The sequence below is a fragment of the Myxococcus sp. CA040A genome (genome assembly GCF_013336725.1).
Taxonomy (GTDB): Bacteria; Myxococcota; Myxococcia; order Myxococcales; family Myxococcaceae; genus Myxococcus; species Myxococcus llanfairpwllgwyngyllgogerychwyrndrobwllllantysiliogogogochensis.
The window spans coordinates 73587-91081 of sequence record NZ_JABUMR010000013.1; the positions used below are offsets into that span (position 1 = coordinate 73587).

Below are 17495 nucleotides of genomic sequence, written 5' to 3' on the forward strand. Positions count from 1 at the left end.
CCGTCCATACAGCGACTGTCCATCTCCAGGGGCACGGGGGCAAACCACAAGGGGAGACACGACATGCTTCAAAGCATGAGTCTGCTGTCGCTATGCCTGCTCACCAGCCTGCCAGCAACACCCGTCACACCTGGAGTCACCGCGGCGCCACAACTCGAATCGCCAGACAGCCCGTTCTCCCTGCTCCCCGTCCCTCCACGCGTCCCAGCGCCGCCCTCCGCGACAAAGACTGAAGACACCGGGCCCGCTCGCACGATGCTCCCGGAAGACGCGCCCAACTGGCTCCAGATGCGCGGCACCAGCGGCCTGGACCAGGGAACGGATGTCGCGGCGTCCTGCGAAGGCGTCTATGCGGTGGGCTACACCACGGGCAGCTTCGACGGGAGCACCACTGCCGTCGGGAGTGACTGGTTCCTGGCCAAGTACAATCTGGCGGGCGCGTTTCAATGGGCCCGCCAGCATGGCGCGCCCGCCACCTCCGCCAACCCCAACCCCGCGGACTTCGCCGAATCCATCGCCACCTTCGACGTCGGCGGTCGATGCAACGACCCCGTCATCTATGTCGCCGGATACACCTCGGGCAACCTCGACGGGAACACGAACGCGGGCAGCTCCGATGCCTTCCTGACGAAGTATGACAAGAAGGGGACCCGCATCTGGACCCGGCTGTTCGGCACCCCGACCGCCGACCGCGCGACCTCCGTCGCCACCGACAAGAACGGCAACATCTACATCGTCGGGTATTCAGCCACGAGCTCTTCGGGGACCGATGCCTTCGTCGTGAAATACGACGCAGCGGGGACCCTGCAATGGTCGAAACCGCTCGTCAGCAGCAACAACAAGAACGACCAGGCCCGGGGCGTCGCCACGGACGCCAATGGCGACATCTACGTGGGCGGCCACACCCACGGCAATCTCGGGGGAAACAATACGGACAGCAGCAGCCTGACCAGCGACGTCTTCATGGTCAAGCTGGGCCCCACGGGCACCCAGATATGGGCGAAGCAGTTTGGAACCACCACCCAGGATGTGATGGAGGACCTGGCCACCTCGCGACGACTCACCGGCGAGATTGATATCTATCTGGTCGGCTACACCATCGGGAGCTACGCGGGAACCAACCCCAGCGCCGAGTACGATGCCCTGCTCCTCAAGTTCCGGCCCGACGGCACGGTCCAATGGCAGCAGCAGTTCGGAACCGCCGGACGGGACATGCTGTACGGAGTCACCTCCGACGGCGGCGGTACGGTGTACGTGACGGGCATCAGCAACCACGACATCAAGACCGGCGCCCCGCTTGACAGCGGAGACCTGGCGGAAACCGATGTCTTCATGAGGAGCTTCAGCGCGACCGGAGCCCCGTTGAAGAGCCGGCAGATCGGCTCGACCCACCCGACGCTCCCCAACGCCGAGTTCGACATCGGCGCGGGCATCGCCGTCGACACGGGGGCCGGGGTGTACATCGTGGGCCACACCGACGCGGCCTTCCCCACCCTTCGCGCCACGTCTCAAGGCAGCACCGACCTGCTGGTGTTCAGGTACCTGGAAGGCTGCACCATCACGACTCCAGGCCAATGCCACCTCAGCTATGGCTGGGGAGACCCGCACTACGTGACCTTCGACGGCTATGCCTATGACTTCCAAGGGCACGGAGAGTTCATCCTCGCCGAGTCGACCGTCGGCGACCTTCACATCCAGGCCCGCCAGCTCCCCTGGAACGGCTCTTCCCATGTCAGCGTCTTCAAGGCCGTCGCCGCCAGGCTTGGCACCGAGCGAGTGGCCTACTACCTGGGGGCTTCGCCTCCCTTCAAGATCAACGGCCTCGCGGTTCCCATCACCAAGGAGACCCCGCTGCGCGACGGAGGGCGCATCATCCCTCGGGGGAGCGGATACGTCGTCGAGTGGCCAACCGGAGACCACCTGGTCATCACTCCCGTCGGCTCCTACATGAATGTCGACGTGCTGCTCTCCCCGGCGCGCAGAGGCAACGTCCGGGGGCCCCTGGGCAACTTCAATGGCAACCGCGCCGACGATTTCGTCCTGCGCGACAACACGCCACTCGCCGCGCCTCCTTCGTTCGCGCAGATGTATGTCGGCCCACAGGCCTACGTGAACAGCTGGCGAATCTCCCAGGCGGAGTCACTGTTCGACTATGCCGCGGGCGAGTCCTCCTCCACGTTCACCAACTTGAACTTCCCTCTCGCACCGCCGTCACCCACTCCCGCCCAGCGGCAGCAGGCCCAGCAGGTCTGCCAGAACGCGGGGGTCACCCAGATCGCCACGTTGTGGGCCTGCATCACGGACGTGTTCGTCACCAATGACACTTCCTTCGCCAGCGGCGCAGCGGCCGTCCAGACCAGTGCCCAGACCCAGGGCACTCCGCCTCCTCCCCAGCCCGCCCCCCAGTCCGTCTACCTGGTCAACTTCGAAGCGGGCGCGGGCGCCGGTGAGTGGAGCTCCCAGCTCAGGAGCACGGTGCCCGCGGGAGGCCGCACCTTCCTCGGCGAGTTCAGCAACGAGACCGTCAGCCTCACGCTCCCGTCCCTGCCCCCGCACACCACGGCCACCGTCAGCTTCGACCTGTATGTCATCAATGGCTGGGATGGCAACGGCGCCTTCGGCCCCAGCCGATTCCGGCTGACGGCATCGGGACTTCCCCTCCTGCTCGACACCACCTTCTCCAACACGCGGAGCAGCCAGTCGTATCCAGGGAACTACCCCGCGGTGAACGCGGCCGGAGCAGGCGCTTTCGAGCGAAACACCCTCCTGTATCCCATGGGGGACTCGGTGTACCGGCTCAAGTACACGTTCAACCACTCGGCCACGAACCTGACGCTGTCCTTTGCCGCGGCGGACCTCTCCGGAATCAATGAAGAGGCCTGGGGTCTGGACAACGTCGAGATACAGCTCCAGTAGCGCCCACCAAGGCAACACGCGGCCCTTCCACCCCGTGGCTCCGGGTGGAGGGGCCCCTTGCCTGGAGCCAATCCCATGAAAAACCATCTCGGGCTGTTGCTCGCGGGGACTTGCATGGCCCTCGCCGCGGGTTGTGGTGCTTCCGAGGAGGTCCTCCTCGAAGGACCTGCCGCCACGCGCGCCTCCGCGAGTGTCGAGGACGCCGCCTTCACGACGCTCGACTACCCTGGCTGCGAGCAGGACTATTCCGACCACAACACGCCGGTGCTCTACGAAGGAATCACCACCGAGCGCAAGGCGTGCAGTGGAGAGACGTCCACCGTCTTCGTGAACTTCCTTCACGAAGTCCCAGCGGGCATCACCCTCGACCTGTTCCAGGCAAACAGCTTCGGGAAGTTCGGGCTGGACGACAAGCTCGCGCAGCGCGCGCCGTTGCATCTCGTCAAGCTCGACACCTTCGTGAATCCCTGGGGCGTGCCGATAACGCGCTATCGGATCTCCATCAGCTACACCCTGGTCGAGTCCGAGTACTGCCGGCATGCCACCTTCTCGGCCGCCTACCAGCTCGCCACCCATTGCCCCGAACTTCCGACGATTCGATCACCGCCGCAGACCGACTCGCTCACTCCCAAGACGTACGCGGTCTATCCCTTCACCGTCTCCAGTGCCAGCAACGCCGGGGCCCACAAGTTCGTGGCCATTCCCTCCGTGACCTCGTGTTCCGAGTGTCACAAACCGGCCTTGGGGCCCACTCCCGAGCACGTCTTCGAGTACCGCCGCACCGGCACCACCCCGTGGTCCACCATCACTCGCGGCGACTACCTCGCGTTCGAGGTGACCGTGGCCTCGGCGGGCGTCTACGAGTTCAGGTCGAAGGGCCGGCTCAAGCCCAATGGCAGCTACTCCAGCTACTCCCCAGTCTCCGTCCTGTACGTCCCGTAGCCATGAAGCCAGCCCCTCCAAATCGAGTCAGGGAGTCATCATGAATGCATTCTTTCAAGGCCGGTGCTTGTTCCCCAGAGGTGTCGCCCCCACGCTTCTCGCCGCATTCGTCGGGCTCGTGGGGGGCCTGGCTTGTGATGGGGAGCAGACCCGCCTCTCACACGAAGTGGGCTCACCCGAGGCCTCCACGGACCTGACGGCCGTTGTTTCTCCCATGGCCTCGGAGGCCTCGCTGGCCTCGCTTGCGCCCCGTTGGGAGGCCACCGGCTCCCTGAGCATCGACCGACACAGGGCCGCCAGCGTGCGACTGAACTCGGGCAAGGTGCTGGTGGCGGGTGGGTACTCGTACAACAGCAGCTCCAACAACTACCTGGCCAGCGCGGAGCTCTATGACCCGGCCACCCGGACCTGGTCCATGGCCGCGTCCATGGCCGTCAATCGCGACGGGCCCGTGGCCACCTTGCTCGCGAACGGAAAGGTGTTCGTCGTGGGCGGCTACACCAGCACGGGCAGGACGGCGACCGCGGAAGTCTATGACCCGGCGACCAACTCCTGGTCCGCCGCCGGCGCGATGCGCACGGCCCAGGAGGACTGCACCGCGACGCTGCTCACCAACGGCAAGGTGGTGGTGACTGGTGGCTACGTCTCCACCCCTGAAGTGTATGACCCGGCGACCAACACCTGGTCTCTCGCGGGAGCCCAGAGTCCGACCCGGTTGGGCTCGACGTCGACCTTGTTGCCCAACGGGAAGGTGCTGCACGTCGGGGGATGGGATGGAGCGACCCACGCCACGGCGCGCCTGTATGACCCCGCCACGAACTCCTGGTCCGCGACCGCGTCCATGGCCACGGCGCGTTGGGACCACACGGCGACGCGCCTGCCCAACGGAAAGGTGTTGGTCGTGGGCGGTTGGGAAGATGTGGCGGCCGCGGAGCTGTACGACTCCACGACCAACACCTGGTCCCCCGCCGGAACGATGAGCACGCCCCGGGCGTTCCACACCGCCGCGCTGGTGGATGGCAAGGTCCTGGTCACCGGCGGCCACACCAGCAACAACCGGAACACACGGCAGTCCGCGGAGCTGTACGACCCCGCGACCAACACCTGGTCCCTCACGGCCCCCATGGCGACCGCCCGCTCCTGGCACAGCGCCATCACGCTCGTCGATGGAAACATGCTCGTCACGAATGGAGGGCGGACCTCCGAGCTGTACACCCTCTCCTCCGCCCCCATGGGCAGGGTCGCGCAGGGCTACACGTGCGGCGCGGCCGACACCTTCACCCCGAGCTGCGCCTACAGCGCGTCCCCGGACGCCACCTATGCCTGGACGGCTCCGTCGACCGGCCTCTTCACCTTCACCACCGCCGGCTCCGACTTCGACACCGTCCTCGAGATTGTCGACAGCACCACGAGCCAGTCGCTCGGCTGCAACGATGAGGCGAACAGTTCGACGTCCCAGTCCTCGCTGACACTCTCACTCGTCGCGGGACAGAAAATCACCGTCAAGGTCGAGGGATACAGCGTCCACTGCGGCAACTACGCGCTCAACATCCAGTAGGGCCGCGTGGGGCGGGAGTTGTTCATCAGCCAACCCGCTGCCGGAACGTGGCGCCTCCGGAGACAAGGCCCACGCCGCGCCAGGACCGCTGCGGCTTCGTCACACAAGCCGCAGTCGCGTCTCCCACCAGATTGAGCCCGTGTCCGAGTCGTGATCTAGGCATCCGCACCATGCGCTCGCAGATGTTGCGGTCCCTCCTCGGACTGATGCTTGTCATTCCCTTCCGCACCGTGGAGGCCCGGCCCGTCCAGGCGGAAGCCCAGCTCTGGTACACCGTGTCGGCACAGGGCCACATCGGAGAGCACTTCCTCTACTACCTGGAGGCGCAGCCGCGCTTCAGCAAGGACGACGGCCGCGCCATCCTCCGCTCGGCGGGAGGCGTGCGGCTGTTCCAGGACATGTCCCTGTGGCTGGGCCAGGGCTGGATTCCGCTCTGGGTCTGGGATGGAGACCCTGCGCTACAGCGGGGTGAGAGCCGCCTCTATCAGCAGTACCTCTACACGCCGAAGCTGGGGTCCGTGCGAGGGACGCTCCGGGCGCGCTTCGAGCAGCGCTTCCTCTCCGGGACGACGGAGGTCTCCCTCCGCGCGCGCGTCATGCTCCGCGGTGCCCAGCCCGTGGCCGCGGAGGGGCGCCTGTCACTGATTCTCTGGGACGAGGTCTTCTACCATCTCAACTCGGTGGAGGGCGGTCCCAGCGCGGGCTTCGACACGAACCGCGCGTTCCTCGGCGTGGGCTGGAAGTACGCGGACCACTCTTCCGTGGAGGTGGGCTACCTCAACGCCTTCATCCGCCGGCCCTCCTCCGAGACGGATCAACTCATTCACGCGCTCTCCGTCTCCATGCCCTTCAACTACTTGTAGCAAGGCGATCGGTGCTCCGGCCCCCGGTCCCCGTGACTGGGGTGTCTTTGCCCCAGGGGGCAGATGACCGATAAACAGACATCACTGTGTGTTTCCGAAACACTTCGTAATTTCCCCACAATCCGCAGTGATTACGCGGAGCTGAGCGAAGCGCCGTCAACACTCTTTACGTGTTGGAGAGGAACACCTGGAGCACCCGTAGTCCATGTTATACGCCATTTGCGGGTTTCTCACCCTACGAGATTGCTTGGCCCATCGATTGCTCAAGGCCCGGAGCGCGTCAGGCCGCAGCTGGTGGACACCAGGCGGATGACGCGTCCCCCCGTAGTCTGAATGGACGAGGAATCTCCGATGCCCGTGTTCCAGAAGATGTTCAAGGGAGCTGCTGTCCTCGCGATGACCGGTAGCGCGCTGCTGACTGGCTGCGGCACCGACACGCAGGTCGATGACGCACAGCACGAGCAGGAAATCATCGCCAACCTGGTCGAGGCCGGCTTCCCGGCGAACGACATCATGGTTGCGGATGGCGACGTGTACGTGGGCCGCGACGCCCATGTGACGCTCGAGGCGTCCCGCGAGATGCTGCGGCCCGTCGAGGCCGGCCCGGAGCAGTACCGCACGACCAACCTGGTCGCCTCCAGCATCACGCGCATCTGCATCGTTCCGACGGCCGCGTTCAACGGCTACGCGCGGCTGAGCCAGGGCCTGGATCTGGCCATCGCGAACTACAACGCGCTGGGCCTGAGCTTCACCATGGCGCGTGGCAGCACGGGCACGTGCAGCGCGACCATCTCCGCGCGGACCACGACCGGCACGGGCGGCTCCGCGGGCTTCCCCTCCGGCGGCCGTCCCTACGGCACCATCAACATCGGCACCGGCCTCAACACCTACAGCGTGGGCGTGAACGAGCACGTCATCACCCACGAGCTGGGCCACACGGTCGGCTTCCGTCACTCTGACTACTACAACCGCGCCATCAGCTGCGGCTCGGGTGGCAACGAGGGCACCGCGGGCGTCGGCGCCATCCACATCGCCGGCACGCCGACCACGGCGTCGACGGGTGGCTCGCTCATGAACTCCTGCTTCCGCTCGACGGAGACGGGTAACTTCACCGCCTCCGACCGCACCGCGCTGACCACCCTGTACTAGTCCTGGCGCGCTCCCACGGATTCAATCCTGACGCCGTGGGGGTGCTCCTCGAGGGCTCCGCCCTCACCGCCCGAGCCTCCAGTCCGCGACTCACGTCCGGGCTGGAGGTTCGCGGCTTCATGCGGTGTGGTCCCCGTGTATCGAATCAATTCTCTTCGGAGCGCTGGGACGTCACAAGCCAGCCCTTGCCGTCGAACTGGTAGAACCAGGTGGCGTTGCCCTCGCCCCGGTCGACCAGCCCCTGACTCGAACCCATCGGGACGTAGCGCTGAAGGCAGCTCACCTCGCGCGGCAGCGCCAGGACCTCCCGCACGTGCCCGCCGCGCGTGAAGAGCACCCGCACGGGGACGGACTGGTTGCACGAGTAGCCTTCGCCCGGGAAGGCGTAGTCCGGCGCTCCGTCCTGGTCGAAGTCACCCCTCACGCACGGCCATCCGTCCTTTCGCAGGGCGTCCAGGTCCACGCCCACTTCCTCGAGTCGAGGCGCCGCGTCGCCGACCGTGCCCACGCACAAGCACCGGGTGCTCGTCTCCGTGTCACAGCCTTCGTCCGCGAGCGCGATCGCCACGCGTGACGGCGTCTCCTCGCCGCGCAGTGGCGCCTCCGCGCACCCCACGGCCACTGACAGCACAGACGCCCAGATGCAGGTCCAAGGTCGCTGAATCACGTATCGATGCCTCCTGGGGAAGCCCGATTGCAAGCCACGTGCACAGGTCCGCGCGGCCCTGGGGCCACACCTCCATCGATGGGACAAGGCTCGTGACGCCGTCATGGCCCGCGAGCGCGTGGCGGCGGTTGACGTCCACCCCGTCATGGTCGAGGACGGGGGGATGATTGAACTGCCCCCGGGTGCCTCCATGAAGGACTACCAGCACTACATCCACGAGCTGGAGGCCCTGCATGGCTGGTTGAAGCTGGACCTGGTCCACAACTGCTTCCTCATGGGAGAGGAGGTGGGCGAGGTGTTCAAGGCGGTGCGCCGCCACGAGAAGCTCTATGACGAGGGACGCGGCACGCCCACCGAACAGGCCCGTGCCCATGTCGGCGAGGAGCTGGTGGACGTGTTCAACTACCTGCTGGCCATCGCCAACCGCGTCGGTGTGGACCTGGAGCAGGCCTTCCGCGAGAAGAACGCGCGAAACCAGCAGCGCACCTGGAGCTGAGCCAGGCTCCCCGGTTCAGGGCCCCTCACGTCTTGCGCACTGACTTCTTCTTTTCGCGCTTGCCACCCTTCGATTTTCGCGTGGACCGCTTGTCGACCACCTTGGGCTCGTCGGTATCGCTGTCGTCTTCCCCCTGGCCCCCGCGCGACTGTTGCTTCTGCTCGCTGGAGCTGGAGGAGGCCGGACCGCTCCGAGTCGCGGCGGCTCCGTCGAGAATTCCATCGGCGCCGCCAGCGGACAGCCCCGCGGCCTCGCCGAGCCCATCGCCCACATGGTCCGGCAACCGGGGCTCGGGGACCACGATTTCGGCGGTGTTCCCCTCGTCGTCATACACGGCGGATTCCCAGGCAGCCTCCTCGTAGGCCCGCTTCCAGGCGATGACGTAGGACTTCCGCCAGGCATTGATATAGGCGACACGCTCGGCGGCGTCCGCGCTCCCGCGAGTTGATGCCTCTCTGATGAGGTGGGCACCATCCGTCCGCGCCTGCAGCTGCGTGTAGTGGTCCTCGATATAGGGAATGGCGTCGGGCGCCGGAACGGGAGCGGGCTCATCCAGCTCTGTCTCCTCGAACACCACCTCCCGATACTTCTCCTGGAAGTACCGGGTATAGGTGAGGGCGAACTCCGCCTCATAGGCCTGCCGGGCGGGCGTATCCGTGAGGTTTGTCACCGCGGCGCGCGGAATCTCGCTCAGGACAATCTCCCGGTTGCGCAGGACCGTTTCGTTGGCGCGGTCCGTCTCCCACCTGAGGGGCCCGGATGGGTGGTTCCTCCCCACCTGTTCGGCCAGCTCACCCGCATCGAAGGGTTCGTCCTTGTAGTGGTGGACGAAGTTCGCCACGGGAACCCTGGCCAGATCGATTTCCACCTCGCCATAGCCGCTGAAGCCCACGCCATGATTGGAGGTGATGTCTCCAGGCGTGGACCGGGCCGACAGCAGCTTTCCAACGCCCTTGCGAGTCTGGAGGAAGGACAGCAACCGGGGCTCGTTGGGGATTTCGTCCAGCTGCGTGTTCGCGTGAGTGTTGAGCCACTCCAGGTCGCTCACCTTGCCCTCCCCCACGTTCCGGACCCGCGGCGTCGGCGCTCCCGTGCTCGCATCGAAGTTGTAACCGAGTCGCCCTTCCGTGAGGTGACCCCGATTCATGGGCGTGAGCGCCCGGCCTTCCTTGAGGGCCTTGCGCTCGGGAGGGGTGATGCCGCGCCAGGCCTGGCGCCGAAGCATCCGCCCTCGGACCCGCACGTAGTCCCTGTCGCTGGGCCCCTCCAGGGTGTGTTTCTTGTAGATGTTGGCGACGCCATGCGCGGCCGGAGTCGCGAGCAGATACGCCGCGTTCCCCCTGAGGATGTTTGCCAATGGAGCGCCCTGGTAGGAGATGACATCTCCCGCCACGCTGAAGTCTTCATCGCCCCCCAGACGCGTCACCAGTCCCTGGGGGGTGAGCTCGGCGTTCTCCAGCGCATGGGAATAGGCTGTCTGGGCTTCAATCTCATCCTCGTGTCCGTCGAAGTCGGCGACGGCGGCGGCCTTGCCAGCCTTGACCTCCTCCTTGTACGCCGCATGGATTTCGCGGAGCCGCTGGTGCCCCGCGGATTCGCGAGCCGCATCCTCCACGCGGAGCCCGAACTTCGCGCCGCCCACGCGCTGGATGGGGGCGTTCGGCGAGCGGCCTCCCAGGCTCGCCGCCAGCTTCGCCTGCGCCACCACGCGGGGGCCCTGATTGAGCCGCTCCCCGAGCGCTTGCAGGGCAGCCACCCGGGGAGGTGCCCCTCCCTCCATCCGCTCGTCCCGAGAGGTGACCTGCTCGACCATGGGCACGTCACGCCGCGGCTCGAAGCTCTTCACGACACACTCCTCGCGCTGGAGTCCCAAGCCTGCCACTCGGGTCTGTCCTCCACCCACGGAGTCGGTGAGGGCGGGACGACCCGGGCCGTGCGTGAGCACCCGCGCTTCCACTGTCAGTACGACGCGCCGCCGCTGACCGCCGGGTGCCCATCTGTGGAGAGACACCAGGGAGGCGAGCGTCGCGCGCGGCCTGGAGGAACGCGGCTGCGTCCCCATGAAACGCAGTGCCGACCTCGCGCCTGAGCGCGGGTTGCGATCCCACCGCTCCACCCAGGGTCGGAAGGGACACGTCGGCGCGCGGTCCGAGCCCGGGCAGCAGTCACGGCCCCCCGCCACAGTCGCGCGTCCGTCCGCCGCTCGAGGCGGGCCGCCTCCTGGGCCCATGGAATGGGGCGAATCAGCCCTCGCCGCGTCCACGGCACGAAATGTGGATTGCAGGCAGGTGGCACGTGCGACGTCCGCCTGCTGGCCCGTTCACGGGGGGGCTGGGCTCGCGCGTCTCCTCAAGGAACCTATTCAACTGGGATGAAGCCGGCATGCCGAGTGTCTACACCGTGTGTTTCTGTGGAACCGCCTGCGCGCGAGACGAGGGCGAAGTCACGCGATATTGGGACTACAAGCTTCTCGGCCTCTTCGCCAAGAACGACCAGCGCCTCATCAGCCACAAAGACATCTTCGACAAGGGGACCGGATACATCCCGGTGCGGCTTCACACGGAGATCTCCACCCACCTCCAGGACACGAAGAAGAGCGTCACCGTTCGAGGTGTCGGCGAGAACGACTGGTACGACCAGATGGACACGTGTGACCCTCTGGACGCCACCCTGCCCGGCGCGCCGGAAGAGTTGCGCAAGTACGCGCGGACCTACTCGGAAGGCAACCAGCGGACCATGGGGGGCCAGATAGCGGGCTGGGCGGATGCGGCGCTCGCACTGCATGCCGCGAGCCGTGCCGCCGCCAGCGGGGCGGAACAGTACAACTTCGTCGGGCACAGCCGCGGCGCGGTCGAATCCATCATGGCCGCCTGGTTCCTGTATGCCTATGGGGGCGAGGCCTGTCGGAACATCCCCATCAACATCTTCGCCATCGACCCCGTTCCGGGCACCGGCGAGTGGTACGGCATCCAGACCCAGCTGCCTCCCAATGTCGTCAACTACGTCGGCGTCTACGCCTGGGACCACCTGGACGTGGGCTTCAGCGCGGTGATTCCCCGGCCCAATGCGAGGATGACCCAGCAACGCGAACACGAGGCCATCGAGGGCCGGGGCCTGGGGAGCACGTGGCAGACGCTCGCCAACAACCGCCAGTTGGCGGACCCCCTCCTCGCCTCCGACCTCCCCAAGCCCGAAGGGTATCGGCTCTACGCGACCCGAGGGCGCCACAGCACCGTCGCGGGAATCGGCACCACCGATGGCCTGTATGACCCGAAGAAGTTCAGCGACGACGTCGCGGCGGTTCCCAGGCTCATCTACAAGATGGCGCGGGGCTACCTGACCCGATGGGGAACGACCTTCCACACGAAAAGCCAGGTCCGCGATACCGTCAGGCAGCTGCGAAAGAGAATCCATACAGCGCATTCTCATTTCGACGCCATGGCGGGCGGGCAGACCCGGACGTCTCGTTATGTGTCGCGGCAGTCCGTCCGGCGGGTGTCCTCCATCCACGGCGTCCTGGGCTGGAACAAATACTACTTCGAGGACGTGGTGGGCACGCCTCCCTACAGGCTCGCCTATCCCTGCACCATCGAGCAGACCGGTGGTGGCTGGGTGGACTGGACGTTCCTGTGAATCAGGTCGTGGCTTCCGAGGGGCAGGGACAGCTCAGGCAAGGAGTGCGGAGCAGATGAGTCAGATCAACGCGGTGCGAAGCAAGGTCGAACCCCGCTATTTCAATCACCTGAGCGGTGCGAGCTATGTGCGAATCATGGACACGCCTCGCATCTGGGGGCTCGACTTTGGTCCCGGCATCATGGACCAGGCCCGGAAGCGCACGAAGGAGTTCGAACGAGCGCTCGTCGAGGTCATCCAGAAGTCGAAGTTCCGCTGTGACGTGGCCTCGCTCAACAGCCCGGACCCCGAATGGGCCAAGGTGATTCTGGGGGCCATGGATGCCGCGCTGAGCGAGGACATGGGCAGGACGAAGCGGACCCAGTTCCGGTTCCTGTTCGGGCAGACGCCCATGCTCCTCATGAACGGCACGGCGCCCCCGCTCATCGACTTCCAGGGCGCGCTGATTCGACTGGTGAGGGCGCGGACGCGCCACTGGAAGATGAAGCCGGAGATCTGGATGGGCCAGTTCTACCGGCTCCGGGAAGGACTCCAGTCAGGGCTCCTCGCGCGCCTCGCGGAGTCGCTGCCGAGCTGGATGGTGTCGGAGGGTGATGACGACTTCACGAAGATGACGTGGAATCACTCGAAGATCATCGCCGTGGATGGCATTGAATCCCTGGTGGGGGGACACAACCTCAACATGGACCTGTTCACCAGCTATCCGCCGGTGCATGACGTGTCGGTCGTCATGCATGGCGAGGCGGCCCTGGGGTCGCAGCTGTACTTGAACCAGATGTGGGCGTGCAAAACGGATGTGTTCACGAAGGAGTATCTGGATGTCGATGCCGGCGTCTGGAAGAATGGCGATGACCACGTCGGCAAGCCTTGGGAGCTCAAGGACCCGCTGAACGAGCAGGATGCCATTGATTACCGGACCGAGCGTTTCGAGGCGCTCGCGCAGCTGCATGGTGGGAGCGTGGAGGACTTCAAGTCCTCTCCCAGCCACTCCAGCAAGAAGCTCTTGTCGGAGTCGGACGAGGATCTGGACGAGGACCTCATCGAGGACGACATCCGGAGGGATGACCTCCAGACCCTCGCCGACCTGGAGCTGCCGGTGTTCAAGGAGAAGAAGTACAGCTCCTACGCCAGCCTCGGTGAGTACAAGAAGGCGACCCGCGTCTTGTCGCTCGGCAAGTACTGGAAGGGTTCGAACCTCGAGGAGGACTACGAGAAGGCGTCCGAGCTGATGAAGCAGGAGTTGATCCAGGGCGCGAAGAGCATCCTCCGGTTGTCCCAGATGGACCTGGTGAGCGCGTGGAAGAAGAAGTGGTCCTCCCACGTCGTCTGCCACTGGATCATGGACGCGCTGCTCAAGAACGAGAAGCTGGTCGTCCAGGTCGTGGTTTCCCCCCTGGACGCCGGCGCGGGCGCGGAGGGCGACCAATATTCGTTCGGCTCGGGCGCGTGTCGCACGTTCGAGTTGTTCCAGTACTACGCGACGCATGCCGTGGACACTGACACCCGGCTGCCAGATGCGGACGTGCGGGAGCGTGCGTTGGAGCGACTGCACATCGCGCCGCTCTATTTCACGGACAAGGTCCCCGAGGAGAGCACCACCGAAGGTGAGACCTATTTCTGGCCCAAGCTCACGGAGGAGGGAAAGACGGCGACCCTGAAACAACCCTCGCTCGCCACGGTGCCACCGGTCAAGGGCGTCATCGGGAGCGCACAGGAGTCGGTGAAGAAGGCCAGCGGCGCCTTCTATCCCAAGGTTCCGTCCGCGCCGGGCAATCACGCGAAAATCATGATTGTCGACGACGAGTCGTATGTCGTCGGGTCCGACAATCTCTATCCAGGCTTCCTCTCCGAGTTCAACTACCTGGTGGAGGGCGCGTCCGCCGTGAAGGACATGCTTGAGTCGTATTGGGAGCCCCTGTGGGACTACTCGGGACTGCACTGTGTCAATCCCCTGTGCGAAGGGGGTTGCAAGACGCGTCCTGAGAAGCCCAAGCCCAAGCTGCCCTCGTTGCTGGGGCCCCGACTCGGCCTCTACTCGTCGCTGCTCGGTGGCAGAGGAGGCAATCCCTTGCTCCTGGCGGGCCTGATGTCGACGCCTCTCTTCGGCACGACAGGCTTGAGCGGCTTCAGTGGAGGGGGTGGCCTGGGCATCTTTCCGCCGCTCTTGAGCAACGACAACCGGGGCAAGGTCAAACGGGTGAAGGTGTCCCAGACCGAGAACCTCGACACCCTCCTCCAGCAGGACGACGAGGCCGCGAAGGTGGGAGTGGTGGAGCGGCAGCTCGCCAAGGAGTCGGTGCCGTCGAGTTCGGAGCCCTCCTCGCCGAAGGCCCAGAAGAAGAAGGACCCGGACGTCCATTCGAACGGCGACAAAATCGAGGACGAGCACTACTACACGGATCGCCAGATCCTCCGACTCATGGAGCACTACATCGGGCACATGCCCAATGTGGTCGTGCGCCCCGGGCTCGGCGCCTACCAGCTCCGTCGCCTGGGGCCCGACGCGTTTGACGATGCCCTCCAGGGCATGGCCGAAGATCGCGAGCCCCGCATCATCGTCCAGCCCTACAACGTCAACGGCAACCACTGGGGGTTGATCTACATCAAGGCGGCTCCGTCACCGTTCGGAGGCAGGGCCCAGGCCCGCGTGCTCTACATCGACCCGCTCAACCCGAGCAGCGTGCCGAACCTTGGGCCCCTGCGACGCGCGTTCCCGGACCTGGAAGTCGAGCGGTGCGACATCCCCTATCAGAATGACAATCACGGTGGTGGCTTTGGGGGACAGCACAGCTGCGGCCCCTGGATTGTCCACCTGTCGCGGTGCCTCGTGCACTCCGGGAACGCCCTGCCCCTCCCCGCTCCGAACCCCCGCACGGCCGCAATCAAGCTCCGCGAGGAGCACCAGAAGGCCCTGAATGGTCTGAACCAGGGTGGCAGCGACTTCCTCTGAGTCGAGGACGACGTCTCTGGCCGCGCGGCCGCCTCGGAGGGGGCTCCGCCGCGCGGCCCGGGGCCCCTCGCGCGAGCGGGCCGGGTCTCAACGTCCTGGGTGAAGCACCCGAGTCCCCCGGAGCCGAAGCAGCCGGGCCCAGCCGCCCTCTTTCATGGTGAAGGCCTCGCCCGTCCATTCCCCCAGCACGAAGGGCTTCCGCACGCGGCTGCAACATGAACTCCCAGGGATGGGCTCTGCCCACAGCTGCGCGCCCTTCAACCGGAGGAAGTGGTTGTAGACCGGGCTGTGCCGAGGCTTGCCCGTCTCAGGAACACCTCCGGTGACGATGAGCACGTCCTCCTTCTGTCCCTCCACGAGGAACCGGCCCTTCGCCAGCCTCGGGCGCCCCTCCGCCAGCGTGATGACCTCCGCGAAGCGCAGATAGTCGAAACCCAGGAGGCTGTAACCCGTCAGCAGATACTCCTGGGGGTTGCCAGGAATCGGGGTGAGTCCGTCCAGGATGGCGTCGAGCTGGAGCTCCTCCAGCGACCTGTCGAGAGCGAATCCGAATTTTCCCTCGGGTGTGAGCCATTGGAGGTACGCGCGGCCTCTCTCCAGTTCGTCCTTCAGGCCTCGCGCGGCGCGCCGCAGGGTCCAGGACCGCAGGCGTCCGTCAGGCGAGGTGACTGTCTCCGCGCACCCGAGGGTCTCCGACTGGAACACCCCTCGGTCGTACCTGGCCATTCGCCGAAGCGCCTGGATGGCTTTGTCCTTCGTCTTCGGCACGCGGACCTTCATCGACGAGGACCGACGCAGGAGGCGCTCGAAGTCCCCCAGGCCACAGCTCGCCAGCTCCAGCTCCGCGAAGGCGACGGCGGCCTTCGGGCAAAACTCACCGAGCACAGACAGGTCCGTCACGCTGGAGATGAGCTTCTGGCAGGGACGGGAGGCCCCTCCCGCATCGGGGGGCGCGGGACAATGGACCCAGACCCAGTTCTGGTTCCCGTGGGTGCCCGACCATCTCCCGATGTCCACGCAGGCGCCGCCATCCGCGGTGCTGAAGACGGGCGCCTGGGGTCCCCTGAGAATCGCCTCGGACAGGTCGAGGGCGGGGTCCACCTGCCACCCCTCGGTGACGTCGGAGAAGGAGGAGACCTCTCCGATATCGGGCCCCTCGGACGGCGACGTGCTCAGCAGTACCAGCAGGACCTGAGGCCACATGGTGCGCTCCGTTGCAGGACCCGGCCCTTCTTGTCGAGCGCCACGATTGCCCCGTCTCCATTCGTATCCTCGCGGGCCTGACATCCCATCAGCCACCTCCCGAAGCGATGCGCCGTTCCAAACGGTCCGCTCGGAGCGGGCGAGGGAGGCTCCTCGACAGCCGCGGCAGCCTTCTTCCCGGCCAAGGTCGATGGCGAGGTCGCGCAAGCGGAGAGCATCAGCAACAGGAGCAGGATTGGGCGCATGGCGGGGGCAGGATACGTGGGGCGGTGTTTGACGCCGAAGCCGCGTGGACGGTTCCAGTCCTTCTGGATGGAGCGCGTCCTCTCGAAACGCATGCGCGTCTCCCACGCACGCACACCGGGCCTCCTCCGGGAGGCCGTGCCTCCTCGCCGCGAGACCACCGGGGACATGCCCGAGCAAGGCACGTCACGTGCAGTCTGGATGATTCATGGTGAACCGATTGAATCCGGGCACGCACCACACCGTGCGCGAGGGGGAGAGCGTCGAAAGCATTGCCTACGAATCCGGGCACGTGGGCAGGACGCTCTGGAATCACGCCGAGAATGAGCCCCTCCGGAAGGAGGGGCGTGACCCCAACGCGCTTGCGGCGGGAGACGTGCTCTACATCCCTCCGTTCCGCGAGAAGAAGGTCACCGTCAGGACCGGGGCCGTGCACAAGTTCACCCGCCGGGGCGTGCCCTCGGTGCTGCGATTTCTTCCCCTCGTCTTTGGCCAACCGATGCCTCGCACGCCCTTCACCGTCGTGGTGGAGGGAAAGGAGCTCCAGGGAAAGACCACGGACCGGGGGCTCGTGGAGTGTTTCATCCGCCCTGATGCGCCCCGCGCCACGGTATACCTGGGCGAGGAGCCCTTCCTGCTCACCTATGAGCTGGACCTGAGGATGCTCGCGCCCGTGGAGACTCCCCATGGGACGCTCACCCGCCTGCGCAACCTGGGCCTTCATGACGGCCCCATCGACAACCCTCCCGCGGACGTGTTGGAGGGAGCGCTGCGCCGCTTCCAGGAGCAGCAGGGACTTCCCACCACGGGTGAGCTGGACGCACGCACCCGCGAGACACTCCTCGCGCGCCACGGGCGCTGAGCCCCCACCGAGA

The 17495-nt window shown here is 66.0% G+C and carries 12 protein-coding genes; 9 read left to right on the plus strand and 3 right to left on the minus strand.

The window, feature by feature from the left end; translation table 11 throughout:
- Positions 1-63 precede the first annotated feature (63 nt).
- From HUA75_RS40680 to HUA75_RS40700, 5 genes are all read left to right on the plus strand, one after another.
- Complete coding sequence (locus HUA75_RS40680; RefSeq protein WP_217446516.1) at positions 64-2916, plus strand: SBBP repeat-containing protein; 2853 nt, start codon at positions 64-66, stop codon at positions 2914-2916.
- Between the two features lie 75 nt (positions 2917-2991).
- Entirely contained in the window at positions 2992-3858 is an 867-nt protein-coding gene (locus HUA75_RS40685; RefSeq protein ID WP_174489504.1) for a hypothetical protein, read from the plus strand.
- Positions 3859-3898: 40 nt separating this feature from the next.
- Positions 3899-5416, plus strand: coding sequence for a kelch repeat-containing protein (locus HUA75_RS40690; RefSeq protein WP_174489505.1), 1518 nt, complete (start codon positions 3899-3901; stop codon positions 5414-5416).
- 206 nt (positions 5417-5622) lie between these two features.
- A complete protein-coding gene (locus HUA75_RS40695) occupies positions 5623-6279 on the plus strand; it encodes a DUF2490 domain-containing protein (protein ID WP_254624082.1) in 657 nt (218 codons plus the stop codon).
- A gap of 351 nt (positions 6280-6630) precedes the next feature.
- Complete coding sequence (locus HUA75_RS40700) at positions 6631-7428, plus strand: zinc-dependent metalloprotease (protein WP_254628031.1); 798 nt, start codon at positions 6631-6633, stop codon at positions 7426-7428.
- A gap of 145 nt (positions 7429-7573) precedes the next feature.
- Here HUA75_RS40700 and HUA75_RS40705 read toward each other — a convergent pair whose 3' ends face one another.
- On the minus strand, positions 7574-8095 hold the full coding sequence (locus HUA75_RS40705) for a hypothetical protein (RefSeq protein ID WP_174489506.1): 522 nt from the start codon (positions 8093-8095) through the stop codon (positions 7574-7576).
- 103 nt (positions 8096-8198) lie between these two features.
- Here HUA75_RS40705 and HUA75_RS40710 point away from each other — a divergent pair, with 103 nt between their 5' ends.
- Positions 8199-8591, plus strand: a complete 393-nt coding sequence (locus HUA75_RS40710; RefSeq protein WP_246137410.1) for a MazG nucleotide pyrophosphohydrolase domain-containing protein — start codon at positions 8199-8201, stop codon at positions 8589-8591.
- A 25-nt stretch (positions 8592-8616) separates the two neighbouring features.
- On the opposite strand, the gene HUA75_RS40715 is transcribed toward HUA75_RS40710, so the two are convergent.
- Positions 8617-10437 (minus strand): hypothetical protein, encoded by a 1821-nt coding sequence (locus tag HUA75_RS40715; protein WP_174489507.1) that lies wholly within the window; start codon positions 10435-10437, stop codon positions 8617-8619.
- A 536-nt stretch (positions 10438-10973) separates the two neighbouring features.
- On the opposite strand from HUA75_RS40715, the gene HUA75_RS40720 reads away from it, so the two are divergent.
- Entirely contained in the window at positions 10974-12224 is a 1251-nt protein-coding gene (locus HUA75_RS40720; RefSeq protein ID WP_141645199.1) for a Tat pathway signal protein, read from the plus strand.
- Between the two features lie 55 nt (positions 12225-12279).
- On the plus strand, positions 12280-15174 hold the full coding sequence (locus HUA75_RS40725) for a hypothetical protein (protein WP_174489508.1): 2895 nt from the start codon (positions 12280-12282) through the stop codon (positions 15172-15174).
- 87 nt (positions 15175-15261) lie between these two features.
- On the opposite strand, the gene HUA75_RS40730 is transcribed toward HUA75_RS40725, so the two are convergent.
- Complete coding sequence (locus HUA75_RS40730; RefSeq protein WP_174489509.1) at positions 15262-16377, minus strand: hypothetical protein; 1116 nt, start codon at positions 16375-16377, stop codon at positions 15262-15264.
- A gap of 451 nt (positions 16378-16828) precedes the next feature.
- On the opposite strand from HUA75_RS40730, the gene HUA75_RS47285 reads away from it, so the two are divergent.
- A complete protein-coding gene (locus tag HUA75_RS47285) occupies positions 16829-17482 on the plus strand; it encodes a peptidoglycan-binding domain-containing protein (protein ID WP_174458053.1) in 654 nt (217 codons plus the stop codon).
- Positions 17483-17495 lie beyond the last annotated feature (13 nt).

Bases quoted from the DNA above. Each gene is read 5' to 3' on its own strand.
- HUA75_RS40710 (WP_246137410.1), top strand. From the start codon at position 8,199: ATGGCCCGCGAGCGCGTGGCGGCGGTTGACGTCCACCCCGTCATGGTC.
- HUA75_RS40695 (WP_254624082.1), top strand. From the start codon at position 5,623: ATGCTTGTCATTCCCTTCCGCACCGTGGAGGCCCGGCCCGTCCAGGCG.
- HUA75_RS40680 (WP_217446516.1), top strand. From the start codon at position 64: ATGCTTCAAAGCATGAGTCTGCTGTCGCTATGCCTGCTCACCAGCCTG.
- HUA75_RS40690 (WP_174489505.1), top strand. From the start codon at position 3,899: ATGAATGCATTCTTTCAAGGCCGGTGCTTGTTCCCCAGAGGTGTCGCC.
- HUA75_RS47285 (WP_174458053.1), top strand. From the start codon at position 16,829: ATGGTGAACCGATTGAATCCGGGCACGCACCACACCGTGCGCGAGGGG.
- HUA75_RS40720 (WP_141645199.1), top strand. From the start codon at position 10,974: ATGCCGAGTGTCTACACCGTGTGTTTCTGTGGAACCGCCTGCGCGCGA.
- HUA75_RS40725 (WP_174489508.1), top strand. From the start codon at position 12,280: ATGAGTCAGATCAACGCGGTGCGAAGCAAGGTCGAACCCCGCTATTTC.
- HUA75_RS40700 (WP_254628031.1), top strand. From the start codon at position 6,631: ATGCCCGTGTTCCAGAAGATGTTCAAGGGAGCTGCTGTCCTCGCGATG.
- HUA75_RS40730 (WP_174489509.1), bottom strand. From the start codon at position 16,377: ATGTGGCCTCAGGTCCTGCTGGTACTGCTGAGCACGTCGCCGTCCGAG.
- HUA75_RS40685 (WP_174489504.1), top strand. From the start codon at position 2,992: ATGAAAAACCATCTCGGGCTGTTGCTCGCGGGGACTTGCATGGCCCTC.